Source organism: Flavobacterium sp. CG_23.5, assembly GCF_017875765.1.
Lineage (GTDB): Bacteria > Bacteroidota > Bacteroidia > Flavobacteriales > Flavobacteriaceae > Flavobacterium.
Genome location: NZ_JAGGNA010000001.1, coordinates 1,072,533 through 1,090,417 on the forward strand (window position 1 = coordinate 1,072,533; position 17,885 = coordinate 1,090,417).

Annotated in this window: 11 protein-coding genes and 3 tRNA genes; 8 read left to right on the top strand and 6 right to left on the bottom strand. The window is 33.5% G+C overall.

All coding sequences use genetic code 11. The annotated features are described in order from the left end of the window. Positions 1 to 21 precede the first annotated feature (21 nt). The 3 genes from H4V97_RS04510 (at position 22) to H4V97_RS15970 (ending at position 7,041) form a co-directional block, all read left to right on the top strand. Positions 22 to 1,470, top strand: coding sequence for an IgGFc-binding protein (locus H4V97_RS04510; protein WP_209549066.1), 1,449 nt, complete (start codon positions 22 to 24; stop codon positions 1,468 to 1,470). Continuing rightward, positions 1,404 to 4,175, top strand: coding sequence for a T9SS type B sorting domain-containing protein (locus tag H4V97_RS04515; RefSeq protein ID WP_209549067.1), 2,772 nt, complete (start codon positions 1,404 to 1,406; stop codon positions 4,173 to 4,175). The genes H4V97_RS04510 and H4V97_RS04515 overlap by 67 nt, the downstream gene beginning before the upstream one ends. Positions 4,176 to 4,257: 82 nt before the next feature. Continuing rightward, positions 4,258 to 7,041 (top strand): T9SS type B sorting domain-containing protein, encoded by a 2,784-nt coding sequence (locus tag H4V97_RS15970; RefSeq protein ID WP_209549068.1) that lies wholly within the window; start codon positions 4,258 to 4,260, stop codon positions 7,039 to 7,041. A gap of 171 nt (positions 7,042 to 7,212) precedes the next feature. On the opposite strand, the gene typA is transcribed toward H4V97_RS15970, so the two are convergent. Continuing rightward, positions 7,213 to 9,009 (bottom strand): translational GTPase TypA, encoded by a 1,797-nt coding sequence (gene typA, locus H4V97_RS04525; RefSeq protein ID WP_196851535.1) that lies wholly within the window; start codon positions 9,007 to 9,009, stop codon positions 7,213 to 7,215. 170 nt (positions 9,010 to 9,179) lie between these two features. Here typA and H4V97_RS04530 point away from each other — a divergent pair, with 170 nt between their 5' ends. Together H4V97_RS04530 and H4V97_RS04535 are read left to right on the top strand one after the other, a co-directional pair. Then, the gene (locus H4V97_RS04530) at positions 9,180 to 10,895 is read left to right on the top strand and encodes a PAS domain S-box protein (RefSeq protein ID WP_196851536.1); all 1,716 of its coding nucleotides are present in this window, start codon (positions 9,180 to 9,182) and stop codon (positions 10,893 to 10,895) included. Beyond that, positions 10,895 to 11,302 carry a response regulator gene (locus H4V97_RS04535; RefSeq protein WP_209549069.1) on the top strand — a complete coding sequence of 136 codons (408 nt, stop codon included), beginning with the start codon at positions 10,895 to 10,897 and terminating at the stop codon, positions 11,300 to 11,302. The genes H4V97_RS04530 and H4V97_RS04535 overlap by 1 nt, the downstream gene beginning before the upstream one ends. Positions 11,303 to 11,375: 73 nt before the next feature. On the opposite strand, the gene rpsT is transcribed toward H4V97_RS04535, so the two are convergent. From rpsT to proS, 5 genes are all read right to left on the bottom strand, one after another. After that, positions 11,376 to 11,627 (bottom strand): 30S ribosomal protein S20, encoded by a 252-nt coding sequence (rpsT, locus tag H4V97_RS04540; protein WP_073207384.1) that lies wholly within the window; start codon positions 11,625 to 11,627, stop codon positions 11,376 to 11,378. A gap of 35 nt (positions 11,628 to 11,662) precedes the next feature. Next, a tRNA-Glu gene (locus H4V97_RS04545) sits at positions 11,663 to 11,734 on the bottom strand. 39 nt (positions 11,735 to 11,773) lie between these two features. Continuing rightward, positions 11,774 to 11,845, bottom strand: a tRNA-Glu gene (locus H4V97_RS04550). A 46-nt stretch (positions 11,846 to 11,891) separates the two neighbouring features. Beyond that, a tRNA-Glu gene (locus H4V97_RS04555) sits at positions 11,892 to 11,963 on the bottom strand. Between the two features lie 78 nt (positions 11,964 to 12,041). Then, positions 12,042 to 13,520 (bottom strand): proline--tRNA ligase, encoded by a 1,479-nt coding sequence (gene proS, locus H4V97_RS04560; RefSeq protein ID WP_196851538.1) that lies wholly within the window; start codon positions 13,518 to 13,520, stop codon positions 12,042 to 12,044. Between the two features lie 102 nt (positions 13,521 to 13,622). Between proS and H4V97_RS04565 the strand changes: the two genes are divergently transcribed. The 3 genes from H4V97_RS04565 (at position 13,623) to rimO (ending at position 17,844) form a co-directional block, all read left to right on the top strand. Next, on the top strand, positions 13,623 to 14,657 hold the full coding sequence (locus H4V97_RS04565) for a hypothetical protein (RefSeq protein WP_209549070.1): 1,035 nt from the start codon (positions 13,623 to 13,625) through the stop codon (positions 14,655 to 14,657). A gap of 57 nt (positions 14,658 to 14,714) precedes the next feature. Then, positions 14,715 to 16,220: an OmpP1/FadL family transporter gene (locus tag H4V97_RS04570; protein WP_209549071.1), complete on the top strand. Its 1,506-nt coding sequence runs from the start codon at positions 14,715 to 14,717 to the stop codon at positions 16,218 to 16,220. A 310-nt stretch (positions 16,221 to 16,530) separates the two neighbouring features. Further along, complete coding sequence (gene rimO, locus H4V97_RS04575) at positions 16,531 to 17,844, top strand: 30S ribosomal protein S12 methylthiotransferase RimO (RefSeq protein ID WP_196851541.1); 1,314 nt, start codon at positions 16,531 to 16,533, stop codon at positions 17,842 to 17,844. Positions 17,845 to 17,885 lie beyond the last annotated feature (41 nt).

Genomic DNA, 17,885 nt, shown 5'->3' on the forward strand with positions numbered 1-17,885 from the left:
TTATTTTCCTATTTTTATCGCATGAAAAAAACTTTACTTATTTTCTTTACTTTTTTATCAATAAGCTGCTTTGCCCAATTTAGTAAAACACATTATATTCCGCCATTAACCTCAGGAACTACAGGAGGTGTTACTCCAGAGGAACATTATTTATACATTTCTACCCCCAGCATTAGTGATGTGAAAGTAAAAGTAATTGAAATTGGCGGAAACGTATTTACTAATACAATCAACAAAAACAATCCTTGGATTTACTTTATTGGTAACGGTAACAACACACAAATTTTCACACCAAATACAAGTATTGGAATATTAAATAATAAAGGATATATTGTAGAAGCCGAGGATTTAATTTATACCAGCTTACGAACAAATGCAGGATTACATAATCAAGCGGGAGGATTAGTATCTAAGGGAAATAGCGCCTTGGGGAAGGAATTTAGAATTGGAGCGATGTTAAACAAATTTAACACTACTGGCTTAATGAATTTTGCATCCATTCTGTCTGTTGAAAATGGTACTAATATAACGATTTCCAATATTCCTGTTGGTACAATATTAACTAATGGAGTTACTATTACCGGTCCTCTAACTATTTCTTTAAATAAAAATGAAAGTTACGTTTTAGCAATAGAAAATAATGGAAGTAATTTTAAAAGCACAAATATCATAGGTGGTTTAATAAGTTCTGACAAAGATATTGTTGTGAATGCAGGTTCTTTTGGAGGCAGTAACTATGAAGGCCCAAACACTAACAATTCCTCTGGAAGAGATCTTGGCTTTGATCAAATAGTTTCTTTTGAAAAAACTGGAAAAGAATATATTTTCATCAAAGGATTAGGAAGTGATGTTTTGGAACGTGTGTTGCTAATTGCGCATAAGGACAATACCAAAATTTATACAAATGGAAATCCGACTCCAATTACAAAAAACGCAGGTGAATATCTAATACTAGACGGAAGCAGTTATAGCAATAATAATCTTTACGTTACAAGTTCAGAGAATGTCTTTGCGTATCAAAGTATTGGCGGAACCAACTCACCTGCAAATCAAAATTTATTTTTTGTTCCACCTATCAATTGTTCTACTCCAAGTATAGTTGATAACATTCCCATGATAAATGCAATAGGGGATGTATCTTATGTTGGAAGTATAAATGTTGTTACTGAATCCGGTGCCACTGTTTTAATTAATGATAATCCAATTACCTCCAGTCCGACAACCATAAATGCAAACCCAGGTTTTGTTTATTATACTGTTAATGGATTGTCAGGAAATGTAAGTGTAAAATCCACCAAACAAGTTTATGTTTCCTATTCAGGTAACAGTGGAGCTGCAACTTACGGAGGTTACTATTCTGGTTTTGATACTAAACCGGAAATTGTTACGGATAAAATTTCAATTTGGCAAACTCCATCAGTTTTACTCATAAAAATTTATCTGATGCCAATGCAAATAAATCAACTTTGAAGTTTTTTGCTGTTTGTGTACCAAAAGATTCTGATGGCGACGGCATCACAGATGATTTAGATTCTGATAGTGATAATGATGGAATTCCTGATACAACCGAGTCACAAAAAAACGTTTCGGTAATATTATCAAATTCTGACACTAACAATAATGGTCTTGATACTAATTTTGAGCCCGGATTTACTCCAATTGACACAGACAATGATAGCGTTCCAGATTATTTAGATTTAGATAGCGATAATGATGGAATTCTAGATTCAGTAGAAACAGGAATCGATACTGACGCTGATGGAATAAGAAATTATCGCGATTTAGACAGCGATAAAGATTTGTGTTCAGATGTTGTCGAAGCTGGATTTACTGATGGCGATGGTGATGGAAAATTTGGAAATTCACCCCTAACAGTCAACTCGACTGGACTTGTTAATGGTGCGCCTTACAGCGTTCCAAATCCCAATTATTTAATTTCGGCGCCAATCATAATTTCAAAACAACCTGCAGTTGCTCCTACTTGTGAATTACAAAATGCCACAATTTCAGTAACTGATAATGGAGGGAACACTTATCAATGGCAATTTTCAACTAATGGCGCAACTTGGAATAACATTACAAATAATAGCACCTATTCTGGAGCTTTAACAAATAACCTAACAATAACAAGTGTAAAAAACACAATGAATGGATATAAATATCGTGTTCAACTAAATAAAGTTGGAAATAGCTGCGGTTTACTTTCAACCGACGCCACATTAACCGTTTATGCTTTACCTGTCGTTACTAATGTGACAATTATTCAATGTGATGATGACTTAGATGCCATTACAACTTTTAATTTAACTATAAAAAACGATGAAATTTCCAGCAATTTCAACAATGAATCTTTTACTTATTATAAGACTTTAGCAGGAGCAAATAATCCGGATGCATCGCAATTGATCACAACTCCATTAGCTTTTGTAAATACTACACCTAGCACAATGACGATTTGGACTCGAGTTCAAAATGCAAACGGATGTTATAGCGTTGCCCAAATAACCCTAAAAGTACTTGCTACTCAAATTCCAAAAACCTTCAAAAAATCATTTGAAGCCTGTGACGATTTCTTAGATATTGATGGAAATAACACCATAAATAACAATAAAAGAGATGGGATTTCGACATTCAATTTCAGTAGCGTTACCGCAAATATAAAGGCGATGCTTCCACCAGGAAATTATACGGTAAGCTATTACCGTAATAAAACCGATGCACTATCGCAAGTAAACGTTATAACTGATGTAACAAATTATAGAAATATTGGTTATCCAAATACGCAACAAATTTGGGGACGTGTGGATAGCGATGTGGATAACGCCTGCTATGGGCTGGGACCATATGTATCCTTAACCGTAGAAAAACTACCGTTTGCAAATACAGTAATAATCCCTAGACAGTGCGACGATGATCAAGATGGAAAATTTACTTTTAACACTTCAACCTTAGAATCAGATGTATTAAAAGGGCAAACAAATGTGAAAGTCACTTATTTTGATCAGAGTAATAAACCGTTGCCAAGTCCATTTCCGGCTACGTTTTCTACTAAATCTCAAACCATAAAAGCGGTTGTAACTAACACGACATCTTTAAGCTGCTCTGATGAAACTTCCATCGTTTTTGTCGTAGATGATTTACCAGAAGCTTTTCCAATAGCAACATCTATGACAACCGTTTGCGATGATGAAGCAGATCCTTTATTTCAAGACGGGAAATTTGGTTTTGACACCAGCACTTTTGAAAATACAATTTTGGCGGGTCAAACAGGAATGATAGTCAAATATTTTGACAAGAAAGGAACTTTATTACCAAGTCCATTACCCAATCCATTTATAAGCACTACACAAAACATTACAGCCGTAGTAGAAAACCCTATTAATCCAAATTGTAGTGCTTCCGTGATTATACCTTTTATTGTCAATCCACAACCCAAAATAAATTTAAATTCAAACGGAAATGAAGACGAATTAGTTTGTTCTAATCAGCCAACATTTTTCGTGAAACTGAATGCAGGAATACAAGATGGTTCCCTTACAAGTGATTACACTTATATTTGGACAAAAGACAATAAAGTTTTGGTTAGCGAATCTGGTCCGACATTAGATGTAAATGCTGCAGGTAATTATACGGTTGAAGTAGCCACACTTTTAGGTTGCAGTAGAACTCGAAAGATTAAAGTTACTGCATCAGATATTGCAAAAATTGCAAGTATTGAAATTGTTGATTTATCAGAAACAAATACAGTAACGGTAAACGTAACCGGGCAAGGACAATATGAATATAGTTTAGACGAATCATCTGGGCCTTTCCAACTATCCAATTTTTTTACTAGTGTACCTTCCGGAATTCACGAAGTATTTATTAATGATATCAATGGATGTGGTACCGTTAGTAAAACTATTTCGGTAATTGGTGTTCCAAAATATTTTACCCCAAACGGTGACGGGTATAATGATTACTGGAATGTAAAAGGCATAAATACGAATTTTAATTCAAATTCAACTATTTACATCTATGATCGTTATGGAAAGCTTCTCAAACAAGTAATTCCGACAAGTCAAGGTTGGGATGGAACTTTTAATGGAACTCCATTGCCAGGGGATGATTATTGGTTTACCATTAAATTAGAAGATGGAAGAGAAACGAAAGGACATTTTAGTTTGAAAAGATAAAAAATATTAAACAAAACAATTACTTACTGTCATTTATTGTTTTAATTTTAACTGATAAAATTATTGTTTTATTGAAATTAAAATGAACTTTAAAATATTATTTGTCTTTTTTCTACTTTTTTATGTAGCTCCTGCTTTTGCCCAAAAAGAAGCGGCTATATGGTACTTTGGAAATACTGCCGGGCTTGATTTTAATTCAGGAAGCCCTATAACTTTGTCGAATGGTCAATTAAATACAGCTGAAGGTTGTACCAGCATTGCCGATAAAGATGGAAATTTACTTTTTTACACTGATGGTTCAATAGTTTACGACAAATCTCATCAGGTTATGCCTAATGGATTTGGTCTATTGGGTCATAACTCAAGTACGCAATCGGCCATTATTGTTCCTAAACCGAACAATCCAAATTTGTATTATATATTCATAGTTGACCAACCCAATCCAAAAAATGTAGATGATGATCCATATAATAATGAAGACCCTCCAAATAACGGATTAAATTATTCCTTAGTGGATCTAAGATTAAATAATGGCTTGGGTGATATTGTTATATCCGAAAAAAACATTCACTTAATAACTTACGATAAAAATAACACGGAGGATGTAAAATATAAATGTTCTGAAAAAATAACAGCTGTACAGCATGCTGATGGAGTTTCGTTTTGGATAATAACTCATTTTAAAGACACATTTTATTCCTTTAAAATAAGTACACTTGGAGTGGATAAAAAACCAATCCCTACATCTACAAATTTAAATGTTCCGCTGGGTGGTTATATTTCCAATGCAATAGGCTATTTAAAAACATCACCAAATGGTAAAAAAATTGCTATAGCTAATTCATCAATGAAACTAAATGACGAATTAGACCCCAAAGGCAATGTAATAAGAAATACAGGAAATGTCTGGCTCTATGATTTTGATACAGGGTCTGGAAAAGTAAGTAATGGATTTTCAATAATGAGTGGAACAAATCCCTACGGATTAGAGTTTTCCGCAAAATCAAAAAAACTTTATGTAACTGTAAACCGTTTTAATCCCGATGGAATTACATTAGGTAGTTCCTTAATTCAATTTGATCTTAAAAGTTCAAATATCATTGGTTCAAATACAACAATAATAACCTCCGCTTATGTAGCCGGAGCTTTACAATTAGGTCTCGACGAAAAAATATATCGGTCTGGTTACCCTATTTTAACCGATAGCTCAAATAAATTGTCTGTAATAAACAATCCAGAATTAAATGGTACTTCTTGTAATTTTTTACAAAATGAAATCGATTTAAAGGGCGGTTTTGCAAAATTGGGTTTACCGCCATTTATAACTTCATTATTTTTATATGCCTTTAGCTATGAATTTAATTGTTTGGGACAAGCTACACATTTTTATATCAATTCTGTTGAAAAAATAGACTCTGTGCTTTGGGATTTTGGAGACGGAACCACCTCTACAGACATAAATGCTTATCATACATATCAAAACATAGGTGATTACAAAGTAACTTTGATAAAAACCATCAACGGAGAAAATAGAGAACCACTCGAAAAAACAATAACTATATATGAAATTCCCAAAATAATTTCAACACCATATAAATTAATCCAATGTGATACACAAGATAATTTACCGACAGATGGATTAGCCTCTTTCAATTTAGCGCTGGCTAATGAACCAATTAGCTTAGGTAAAAAAGATTTTCAAGTATTTTATTATCACAGTATCCTTGAAGCAGAAAACGATCTTAATAATTCTAACTCTATTCCCACTAATTATCGCAACACCATCCCAGATGAAATTCTATATGCAAAAGTTACACCACCGAATTCTTCCTGTTATAGTATCGCTACTGTTATTTTACATGCTAATAAAAACATATTAATTTTACCTCAGGCAATGCGTGAATGTGATCTTGGTAATGGTAAAGGACTTTTTAATTTAAAACAAAAGAAGGAATTAATAAAAACTGAGTTGAATTTACCATCAGATGTTCGTTTGTATTTCTATTCTAATGAAGATGATGCTTCATTAGGTGTAAATGAATTAGAAGATCAGTACACATCGATTTCTAAAATAATATACATTCGAGCTGAAAATAATGAGGGATGTTATGGAACAGGAAATTTTGAAATTATAGTAGTATCAACCCCAAAAATAAATACCTTAGTAAAAAGAATACTATGTGAAGGCAATAGCACTTCAATTGTATTAGATGCTGGTATTATCTTTCCAGCACTTCTTACTGATTATACCTACAAATGGTCAACAGGGGAAATAACACCCACCATTAAAATAAATAGAGAGGGGGATTATACGGTTATTGTAAAAAATAAATCAGATTGCGAAGTATCTCGAAAATGCAGTGTAAGTATATCCTATTTAGCAAAAGTAAACAACATAATCATTCATGATTTACAGCAATTAAATGAAGTTATAATTGAGCTTAGCAATCCCAATGATTATAGGTACATGATTCATTTTCAAAATGGGACTTCTACCCCATTTCAAAGTACACCGATTTTCGAAAATGTACCCGGCGGGTTTCATGAATTAATTATTGAAAACAATGATGGATGTGGTCGCATACTGAAAAATATTGCTGTTTTAGATGCACCGAAATTCTTCACGCCTAATAGTGATGGCTACAACGATTATTGGAACTTAAAAGGAATAAATTCTCCTTTTTATAAAAATGCCATTATTTTTATTTTTGATCGCTATGGTAAACTTCTTAAACAATTGTCCCCTTCAAGCCTAGGCTGGGATGGAAATTATAATAAAGAACAATTACCATCTGATGATTACTGGTTTACCATTAAACTTGAAGATGGAAGAGAAGCTAAGGGACATTTTAGTTTGAAAAGATAAAATGTTAAAAAGACTTACAATGAATAACCATTCTCCCTATAAAAATTAAGTAAGTCCATATTCGAGAATAATTCACATAGATATTTTATAAAAATTCGACGAAATACCAACAAAACAACCACAAAAAAAAGCCATTCTTTCGAATGGCTTTCCTATAATAAAAATATAAAATTAGATTTTAAATCTTTTTCTATCTGTTTCAGTCAAATAAATTTTACGCAAACGAATAGATTTTGGAGTTACCTCTACATATTCATCTTTTTGAATGTACTCTAAAGCTTCTTCAAGAGAGAAAATAATCGGAGGGATAATTCTTGCTTTCTCATCATTTCCTGATGAACGTACATTAGATTGTTTTTTCTCTTTAGTTACGTTTACACACATATCATCAGCACGAGAGTTTTCGCCAATTACCTGACCTTCATAGATTTCAGTATTTGGTTCAACAAAAAACTTACCACGATCTTGTAATTTATCGATAGAATAAGGAATAGCTTTTCCTTTTTCCATAGAAATTAATGACCCTTTGTTACGTCCTGCTATCTCTCCTTTGTAAGGCTCATATCCTATGAAACGGTGTGCCATAATAGCTTCACCAGCTGTTGCAGTAAGTAATTGATTACGCAATCCAATAATTCCACGAGATGGAATATTAAATTTTACAATCATACGCTCCCCTTTCGTTTCCATGCTTAACATTTCACCTTTACGCATAGTAACAAACTCTACAGCTCTACCAGAAAGATTCTCAGGTAAGTCGATTGTTAGCTCTTCAATCGGCTCACATTTTTTACCATCAATTTCCTTGATAATAACTTGTGGTTGACCAATTTGTAATTCATATCCTTCTCTTCTCATAGTTTCAATAAGAACAGATAAGTGCAATACTCCACGACCAAAAACCATAAATTTATCAGCAGAATCAGTTTCACCCATTTTCATGGCTAAATTTTTCTCTAATTCTTTTGTCAATCTATCTCTAATATGACGAGAAGTTACAAATTTTCCTTCTTTACCGAAGAAAGGAGAGTCATTAATAGTAAACAACATACTCATTGTAGGCTCATCAATAGCAATTGATTTCAAAGCTTCCGGATTTTCAAAATCAGCGATAGTATCTCCAATTTCAAAACCTTCTACTCCAATAATCGCACAAATATCTCCAGCAATTACTTCTTGAACTTTCTTACGACCAAGACCTTCAAAAGTATGAAGTTCTTTAATTCTAGATTTAGTTGTTGTACCGTCTCTTTTTACTAATGAGATTGGCATACCTTCTCTCAATATACCTCTTTCCAAGCGACCAATAGCGATACGACCTGTAAAAGCGGAGAAATCTAAAGATGTAATTAACATTTGAGGAGTTCCTTCCGATACTTTAGGAGCTGGTACATTTTCTATAACCATATCTAACAATGCTTCAACATTATCAGTTACGTTTTCCCAATGGTCAGACATCCAGTTATTTTTAGCTGAACCGTAAACAGTAGGGAAATCTAACTGCCACTCTTCTGCACCTAATTCAAACATTAAGTCAAAAACTTTTTCATGAACTTCTTCAGGAGTACAGTTTTCTTTATCAACTTTATTGATTACAACGCATGGTTTTAAACCAAGGTCTAGTGCTTTTTGTAATACAAAACGCGTTTGTGGCATTGGTCCTTCAAAAGCATCTACAAGTAGACAAACTCCATCAGCCATGTTCAATACACGTTCTACCTCACCACCAAAATCGGCGTGACCAGGAGTATCAATAATGTTGATTTTTGTTCCTTTGTATACTACAGAAACATTTTTTGAAGTAATAGTAATACCTCTTTCACGCTCTAAGTCGTTGTTATCAAGGATTAAGTCACCTGTGTTTTCGTTGTCACGAAATAACTGACAGTGATACATAATTTTATCAACCAAAGTTGTTTTACCGTGATCGACGTGGGCAATAATTGCAATGTTTCTAATAGATTCCATCTGTGATTTTTAATGGGTGCAAAGGTACACTTTATTTTGATATAAAAAATATTTATGCAATAGTTTACATATTGTTAACGTATTAGACCTAAAAAACTATTACGCAATAAGAGCAAAATAAGTTTCAGACGATACTTAGTATTTTAACATTATTTATTTATATTTGAGTAATGAAAAACAAAACCAATCAAATAATTATAACCTATATCCTCATCTCTCTATTTGTGGCAATCCTTTGCCACAAATTATTCCAAAAATTTATCTACACTGCTAACTTTCAAAACTATAATTTCGTTAAAGATTTGTTGTTTATAACTTTTACAGGGATTGCTTACAAATTAATTTTATCAAAAAATGACAATAGGAACTCTGCAATTTTTGAAAAACTCAAGAATACAAATGATGAAATTAAAGAGTCAAATGAAAAATATGACATTGTAGCAAAAGCAACAAGCGACACTATTTGGGATTGGAAAATACAGGAAGATAGCTTATCCTGGAACAAAGGAATAGAAGTGATTTTTGGATACACCCAAAATGAAGTTGGCTCTAGTTCCAAATGGTGGTTTGAAAAAATCCATCCAGAAGACAGTATCAAAATGTCAATTAAACTATATTCCTTTATAGAACAAAAAACGGAAAACTGGCAAGATCAATACCGTTTTAAATGTGCCGATGGTTCCTATAAATACGTTTTAGACAGAGGTTTCCTTTTAAAAGATGAGGAAGGAAAAGCCACACGAATGATAGGTGCAATCCAGGATATTACAAAACAAAAAGAGGAAGAGCAACGGCTTAAATTATTAGAAACAGTTATTACTCAATCCAGAGATTCAATAATTATCACAGAAGCGGATTCTAAAAACACCCGGATTCCAAAAATAATCTATGTAAATCCTGCTTTCTCCATTATGTCAGGATACCATACTGATGAAATCATCGGAAAAACACCAAATATTTTTAAAGGTCCCAATTCTGATAAACAAGAATATAAAAAATTAATTACTGCCTTAAAAAAGAAACAAGAATGTCTGATTGAAACTATAAGCTATAAAAAAAATAAAGAGGAATATTGGGTTCGTTTCTCTATGATTCCAATTTACGATACAGAAAATGAGCATTCACATTGGATATCAATCCAAAGAGATGTCACGGAGGAAAAAAAACAAGAAAAAGAAAAAGAACAATTGATCCGCGAATTAACACAAAACAACAAAGATTTAAAGCAGTTTTCCTATATTACATCGCACAACCTTAGAGCGCCATTATCCAATCTGACCGGACTTTTAAACTTAATCGAAGACATTCCTATTGAAGACCAAGAATTAAAAGAAATTTTAAACGGTTTTAGTAAATCCACTCATTTATTAAATGACACCATAAATGATTTAGTTAAAGTTATTATTATAAAAGACAATGCTTCTATCCAGAAAGAAGATGTATTTCTAAAAGAAATCTTTGAAAATGTTTTTAGTCAGCTAAGCTTTCAAATTGAATTATTCAAACCAATAATAAAACTTAATTTCGAAAAAATTTCTGTTTTAAATACGAACAAAGCCTACTTCGAAAGTATATTATTAAATCTACTGACTAATGCACTAAAATATAAATCAGAAAATAGAAAACTTAAAATAACCATTACAGCTAACGAAACCGATGATACCGTTTATTTAATATTCAAGGATAATGGAATAGGGATCGATTTAGAAAGAAATAGAGACAAAGTCTTTGGGCTCTATCAAAGATTTCATAATTATCCTGACAGCAAAGGACTGGGATTATATTTAGTCAAATCACAAGTTGAAACGATGGGAGGAACTATTAGCATTGAAAGCGAAGTAAACAAAGGCACAACTTTTACATTAACATTCAAAAACAAAGAATAATGTTAGATCAGATTTTATGTATTGATGACGACCCCATAACACTTATGTTATGCAAAAAGGTACTTATCAAAGCATCTTTTTCAAATGAAATTATCACATCGCAAAACGGAGAAGAAGCACTTTGTTACTTCAATACTTTAAAATACACCAACACAGAAAGTGAATTAAAAAAACATCCGCAATTAATTTTTTTAGATTTAAACATGCCCGTAATGGGAGGTTGGGAATTCTTAGAGCAATTTAATACCGAAGCATTTTCTGAATTTAAGAATATAAAGATTATAGTACTTTCCTCAACCATAGACCCTGAAGATCTGGAAAAATCTAAAAAGTATCCTATGGTAATTGATTTTTTATCAAAACCTATTACCCTAGCTATGCTTGAATACTTAAAAAATAAAATTTAATAAAAATAGCGTATATAAAAAAAGCTCCCAATGTGATTGGGAGCTTTTTTTATAAGTAGGTAAATTATATTAATTACAATTTAGCAACGTGTTTCGTTAACTTAGATTTCAAATTAGAAGCTTTGTTATCATGAATGATATTCTTCTTAGCTAATTTATCAATCATAGATATTACATTTGACAATTTAGATGTAGCATCAACTTTATCAGTAGCTATTCTTAATGCTTTGATTGCATTACGAGTAGTTTTGTGTTGGTATCTGTTTAATACTCTTCTCTTTTCGTTACTTCTAATTCTCTTTAGAGCTGATTTATGATTTGCCATTTTATTGCTTTTTTATCTTTTACTATTTTTTTTTGTAGTCCGTAAGGGAATCGAACCCCTGTTACCAAGACGAAATCTTGGCGTCCTAACCCCTAGACGAACGGACCTTATCCTCCTAAGTTATTTGTCAATCTAAATTGAACTTGTAGCCCGTAGCGGAATCGAACCGCTCTTACATGGATGAAAACCATGCGTCCTAACCGATAGACGAACGGGCCATTTTCCCTCTAAGTTCGGGATGACTTTAATCTGCAAAAAAAATAGTAGCCCGTAGCGGAATCGAACCGCTCTTACATGGATGAAAACCATGCGTCCTAACCGATAGACGAACGGGCCCTGCTTCTCTAATGCGGATGCAAAAATACAACTATTTTTGAGACGCACAATAGCTGATGCAAAAAAAATTATTTTTTTTTAATATGCCTTCGCAAATAACACTCTTCCAACTGATGGTTCCCCAGTAAAAACGCAGCTTCCCGCCTCTTCTACTCGGTCTAAAGGGATACATCTAATGGTCGCTTTAGTGAGGTCTTTAATCTTTTCTTCAGTAGCTGCAGTTCCATCCCAATGAGCTGATACAAAGCCTCCTTTATTGTCTAAAACTTGTTTAAATTCATCAAAACTATTTACTTCGGTAATATGTGTATCACGATAATTTAATGCCTTTTCGAACAAATCAATTTGAATTTGAGCCAATAAATCATTGATATAAGTTACAATTCCGTCTTTTGAAATAGTTTCTTTTGTCAATGTATCTCTTCTTGCTACTTCAAAAGTTCCATTTTCTAAATCTTTTGGCCCTACAGCAATTCGAACCGGAACACCTTTCAATTCCCATTCAGCAAACTTGAATCCTGGTTTTTGAGTCGTTCGATCATCATATTTGACAGCAATTTTCAATTTCTTCAATTCTGACACTAACACATTAACAACTGAAGTGATTTCCTCTAATTGCTCATCTGTTTTGTGAATTGGAACAATAACAACTTGAATCGGTGCTAAATTAGGAGGCAGAACCAATCCTTTATCATCAGAATGTGTCATTACCAACGCTCCCATCAATCGAGTGGAAACCCCCCAAGAAGTTCCCCAAACATGTTCTTGCTTCCCTTCTGCATTGGCAAATTTAACGTCAAAAGCTTTGGCAAAATTTTGCCCTAAAAAGTGCGAAGTCCCTGCTTGCAATGCTTTCCCATCTTGCATCAAGGCTTCGATACAATAGGTTTCCTCTGCACCAGCAAATCGTTCCGTTTCGGTTTTGAAACCTTTTATAACTGGAATTGCCATAAAGTTTTCAGCAAATTCAGCATATACATGCATCATTTTCTCTGATTCTTCAATAGCTTCTTTTTTGGTGGCATGAGCAGTATGTCCTTCTTGCCATAAAAATTCCGCGGTACGCAAAAACAATCTTGTTCTCATTTCCCATCTCACAACATTCGCCCATTGATTAATAAGCAACGGTAAATCTCTATAGGATTGAACCCATCCTTTGTAGGTTGACCAAATAATGGCTTCACTTGTTGGACGAACAATTAATTCTTCCTCTAGTTTTGCATTTGGGTCAACCATAAGCTTCCCTGGTCTATCGGGATCATTTTTTAATCTATAGTGTGTTACAATCGCACATTCCTTTGCAAATCCTTCTGCATTTTTCTCTTCTGCTTCAAACATACTTTTTGGAACAAACAATGGAAAATAGGCGTTTTGATGTCCCGTTTCTTTAAACATTCGATCCAATTCCGCTTGCATTTTTTCCCAAATTGCATAGCCGTAAGGTTTGATAACCATACAGCCTCTAACTCCTGAATTTTCGGCTAAATCAGCCTTGACAACCAGTTCGTTATACCATTTTGAATAATCTTCTGATCTTGTAGTTAAGTTCTTACTCATATTGAATAGTTTGGCATAAATTTTGTTTTAATTATTTTTAACTAAATAGTTCCGCAAAACTAACTATTTTTGTAATGTGCAACAATAAAAAACACCCTAGATATGAAAACTAATACTTTTTCTTTCTCAAATGCTCCAATATTTTATATTGTTGCATTTTTGAGCATTTTGTTAACTTCATGTGGCTCGTATCAAAATAGTTCCTATTATGATAGCGATGGTATATATGGAAACAAAGACAATAGAAATATTGAAAGAGCGTCCCAAGTTAGTTCAAATAATCGATACAAGGATTACTTTAGTTCTTTACAAGACGACAATCAATCTACTGAAATTTTTACCGATGTAGATAAGTACAATAATTATAGTTTAGATAACGACAACCAGCAAAACAATAGCGCAAACTATCCTGGATGGGGCAGCAATCCTCAAAGCGTAAGCATCAATGTTTATGATACCGGATGGGCAATGAATAACTGGTACGGAAACAATTGGGGTTGGAATGGCGGATATGGCTGGGGAATGAATGTTGGTTTTGGCTGGAATAATTGGGGCTGGAACAACTGGTATGGAAACAATTGGTATGGAAACAATTGGGGTTGGAACAATCCGTACTACTACGGATGGGGTGGATACGCAAGTTATGGATGGAACTATCCTTACTATGGTTATTCAAATTATGGTTATTACAACAATAATAATTATTCCAATAATCCAAGCAGAAGAGGTTCTTCTTATCAAAATTCAGTGAAAGGTACTAGAAATTACAGTTCAAGAAATTATTCTCAAAATCAGTCCAATTCTACCAGAGGATCAAATTATTCTGATTCTAGAAGAAACTCAACTTATTATAACGGTACAAGAACCAGTCCTACCTTTTCAAGAGGAAATGGTACACAACAACAAAATAATAATTATAACAATCCTAGCAGAAGATCAAACACAAACGGTCAACAAAACTACAACCGTTCCAATAACCAAAATTATTCACCATCTAGATCTAATAACTCCAGGTCTAATGAAAGTTATTCCCCATCAAGATCAAATAACTCAGGTTCCTATGACAACTCCAGATCTTCAGGAGGTGGCAGTAACAGCGGCAGATCATCTGGTGGAAGCGGAAGGAGAGGTAACTAAAAAATCTATTTATACTTTTTAATAAAAAAAAAAAATCAAAACTATACTTGAAATAAAATGAAAAAATATTTATTCCTATTATTAACTGGCTTAACTTTCAGCGTGGCCCAATCGCAAGAAATATCAGATGCTATACGATATGCGCAAGACAATTTAAATGGAACGGCACGTTTTAGAGCAATGGGTGGCGCATTTGGAGCACTTGGTGGTGATTTATCAGCCATAAACGTAAATCCGGCAGGCTCGGCAATCTTCGCAAATAATCAAGTGGCCATTACCCTGAGTAATTACGATACAAAAAACAACTCCAATTATTTTGGCACTTCAACAACTGAGAAGAACAATTCCTTCGATTTAAATCAGGCTGGAGGAGTTTTTGTATTTAATAGCGGAAACCCAACTAGTGACTGGAAAAAGTTCGCCCTATCAATGAATTATGACAACGTAAATAATTACAATAATTCTTCGTTTTCCGCCGGAACTAATCCTAACAATTCAGTAGCTAATTATTTTTTAAGTTATGCTAATGGCGTTCCATTAAATGTTTTAGATAACTCTAGCTATGCAAGTTTAGATAATGGGGCACAACAAGCTCTATTAGGATATCAAGGCTTTGTCATCAATGCAGTTGATGAAAATAATCCTAATAATACGCAATACACTTCAAATGTTCCTGCAGGCGGTAATTATTATCAAGAAAACTCGATTATCTCTAGTGGCTATAACGGAAAATTATCATTTAATGCCGCTACCTCTTATAGAGATAAATTATATATTGGATTAAACTTAAACTCTCATTTCACGGATTATAGAAAATCTTCCCGTTTTTATGAAGACAATGATAATGCTTTGGATGCCAATTATAAAATCAAGAGGTTGAGCTTTGACAACGAATTATATACTTACGGAACCGGTTTTTCATTTCAAGCGGGCGCGATTGCAAAAATAACCAATGAAATTCGTGTAGGATTAGCTTACGAATCTTCGACCTGGTATCATTTAAGTGATGAGTTTTCTCAAAAATTAGTTGCGGTAAGCAGTAACTCCAGCGGTGAATTAAGTCCAGATGTTGTAGATCCGCAAATTACTAATTTATACCAACCTTATAAATTACAAACACCAAGTAAAGTAACAGGAAGTTTCGCTTATGTTTTTGGGAAATCAGGATTGATAAGTGTTGATTACTCGATGAAAGATTATAGCAAGACCAAATTCAAACCCGAAAACGATACTTATTTTAGTGCTGTCAATAGTAATATGAATGCTATTCTTGATAAAACTAATGAATTACGTTTGGGTGCAGAATATAAAATTGAAGCATGGAGTTTAAGAGCAGGATACCGTTTTGAACAAAGTCCTTATAAAAACAAAACAACCGTAGGCGATTTAAAAGGTTATTCAGGAGGTTTGGGTTATAACTTTGGTTCAACCAAAGTAGACTTGGCTTATTCTACGGCAGAAAGAAATTCGCAACAAGGATTCTTCAGTCAAGGATTAACTGACGGTGCAGAAATTAAATCTATCAATAATAATGTCTCTTTGACTTTATTATTTGAATTGTAAATCTCCCTAACCCTCGAAGAGGTTATAGAAAAGAATAAAAATTGAATTAAAATATCCGTTTCATGATTTGAGACGGATTTTTTTTGAAAAAGGTGTTAAAAACCTTAAAAGTAGTAAAGTAGCCCCGATAAAAGCGTCATCCATTGTACCCGGGGTTCGGGTACAATGATACAGCGGTTAGCGGGACAGCGGGTGATGAAAAAAGCCAAAGGTTTGTGCTCCTGAACAAATTAATAGAAACTGAAACAAGTTCAGTTTAAATAAAAATCGTAATTTTGCAAAATTCCCAAATTATCGGGATTATAATACTATGAGAACGAAGTCTTTAAAAAAGAATAAAATAAACGTAATCACTCTTGGGTGTTCGAAAAATGTATATGACAGTGAAGTGCTTATGGGTCAACTCCGTGCTAGCGGAAAAGATGTTGAACATGAAGCGCCAGCCGAAAGTGAAGGGAATATTATAGTTATAAATACATGTGGATTTATTGATAATGCCAAGGCAGAATCAGTAAATATGATTTTAGAATATGCTGATAAAAAAGAAAGAGGTTTAGTTGACAAAGTTTTTGTTACCGGATGTCTTTCGGAGCGTTACAAGCCTGATTTAGAAAAAGAAATTCCAAATGTGGATCAGTTTTTTGGGACTACAGAATTGCCTGCACTATTGAAAGCATTGGGCGCGGATTATAAGCATGAATTATTAGGAGAACGTTTAACGACTACTCCAAAAAATTACGCGTATTTAAAAATTTCTGAAGGTTGTGACAGACCATGCAGTTTTTGTGCGATTCCATTAATGCGAGGAAAAAACGTTTCTCAAACTATTGAAAAATTAGTGAAGGAAGCAGAAGGCTTGGCTAAAAACGGCGTTAAAGAACTAATTTTGATTGCTCAGGATTTGACTTATTACGGTCTTGATCTTTATAAAAAACGTAATCTTGGCGAATTATTGGAAGCATTAGTAAAAGTGGAAGGAATCGAATGGATTCGTTTGCATTACGCCTTCCCTACTGGTTTTCCTATGGATGTTTTGGAAATCATGAAACGCGAGCCTAAGATTTGTAACTACATTGATATTCCTTTGCAACATATTTCAGATTCTATCTTGAAGTCTATGAGAAGAGGAACGACGCAGGCAAAAACAACAAAATTATTGAAAGATTTCCGTGAAGCTGTTCCTGGGATGGCGATTCGTACTACTTTAATAGTAGGGTATCCTGGAGAAACGCAGGAAGATTTTAATATATTGAAAGAATTTGTTCAAGAAATGAAATTTGACAGAATGGGTTGTTTTGCTTATTCTCATGAAGAAAATACACATGCTTATTTGCTTGAAGATGATGTTCCAGACAATGTAAAACAAGATCGTGCAAACGAAATAATGGAATTACAATCACAAATTTCTTGGGATTTGAACCAAGAAAAAGTAGGACAAGTATTCAAGTGTATTATAGACAGAAAAGAAGGCGGACATTTTGTAGGCCGAACTGAATTTGACAGTCCAGATGTTGACAATGAGGTTTTAATTGACGCGTCAAAGCATTATGTAAAAACAGGTGAGTTCGTAATGATAAAAATTATTGAAGCAACTGAATTTGACTTGTACGGAGAACCAGTTTAAATTTGAATTATTTTTCTAATAATATCTTTAAAACATTTAAT

Bases quoted from the DNA above. Each gene is read 5' to 3' on its own strand.
- H4V97_RS15970 (WP_209549068.1), top strand. From the start codon at position 4,258: ATGAACTTTAAAATATTATTTGTCTTTTTTCTACTTTTTTATGTAGCT.
- H4V97_RS04570 (WP_209549071.1), top strand. From the start codon at position 14,715: ATGAAAAAATATTTATTCCTATTATTAACTGGCTTAACTTTCAGCGTG.
- H4V97_RS04510 (WP_209549066.1), top strand. From the start codon at position 22: ATGAAAAAAACTTTACTTATTTTCTTTACTTTTTTATCAATAAGCTGC.
- rpsT (WP_073207384.1), bottom strand. From the start codon at position 11,627: ATGGCAAATCATAAATCAGCTCTAAAGAGAATTAGAAGTAACGAAAAG.
- H4V97_RS04530 (WP_196851536.1), top strand. From the start codon at position 9,180: ATGAAAAACAAAACCAATCAAATAATTATAACCTATATCCTCATCTCT.
- proS (WP_196851538.1), bottom strand. From the start codon at position 13,520: ATGAGTAAGAACTTAACTACAAGATCAGAAGATTATTCAAAATGGTAT.
- rimO (WP_196851541.1), top strand. From the start codon at position 16,531: ATGAGAACGAAGTCTTTAAAAAAGAATAAAATAAACGTAATCACTCTT.
- typA (WP_196851535.1), bottom strand. From the start codon at position 9,009: ATGGAATCTATTAGAAACATTGCAATTATTGCCCACGTCGATCACGGT.
- H4V97_RS04535 (WP_209549069.1), top strand. From the start codon at position 10,895: ATGTTAGATCAGATTTTATGTATTGATGACGACCCCATAACACTTATG.
- H4V97_RS04565 (WP_209549070.1), top strand. From the start codon at position 13,623: ATGAAAACTAATACTTTTTCTTTCTCAAATGCTCCAATATTTTATATT.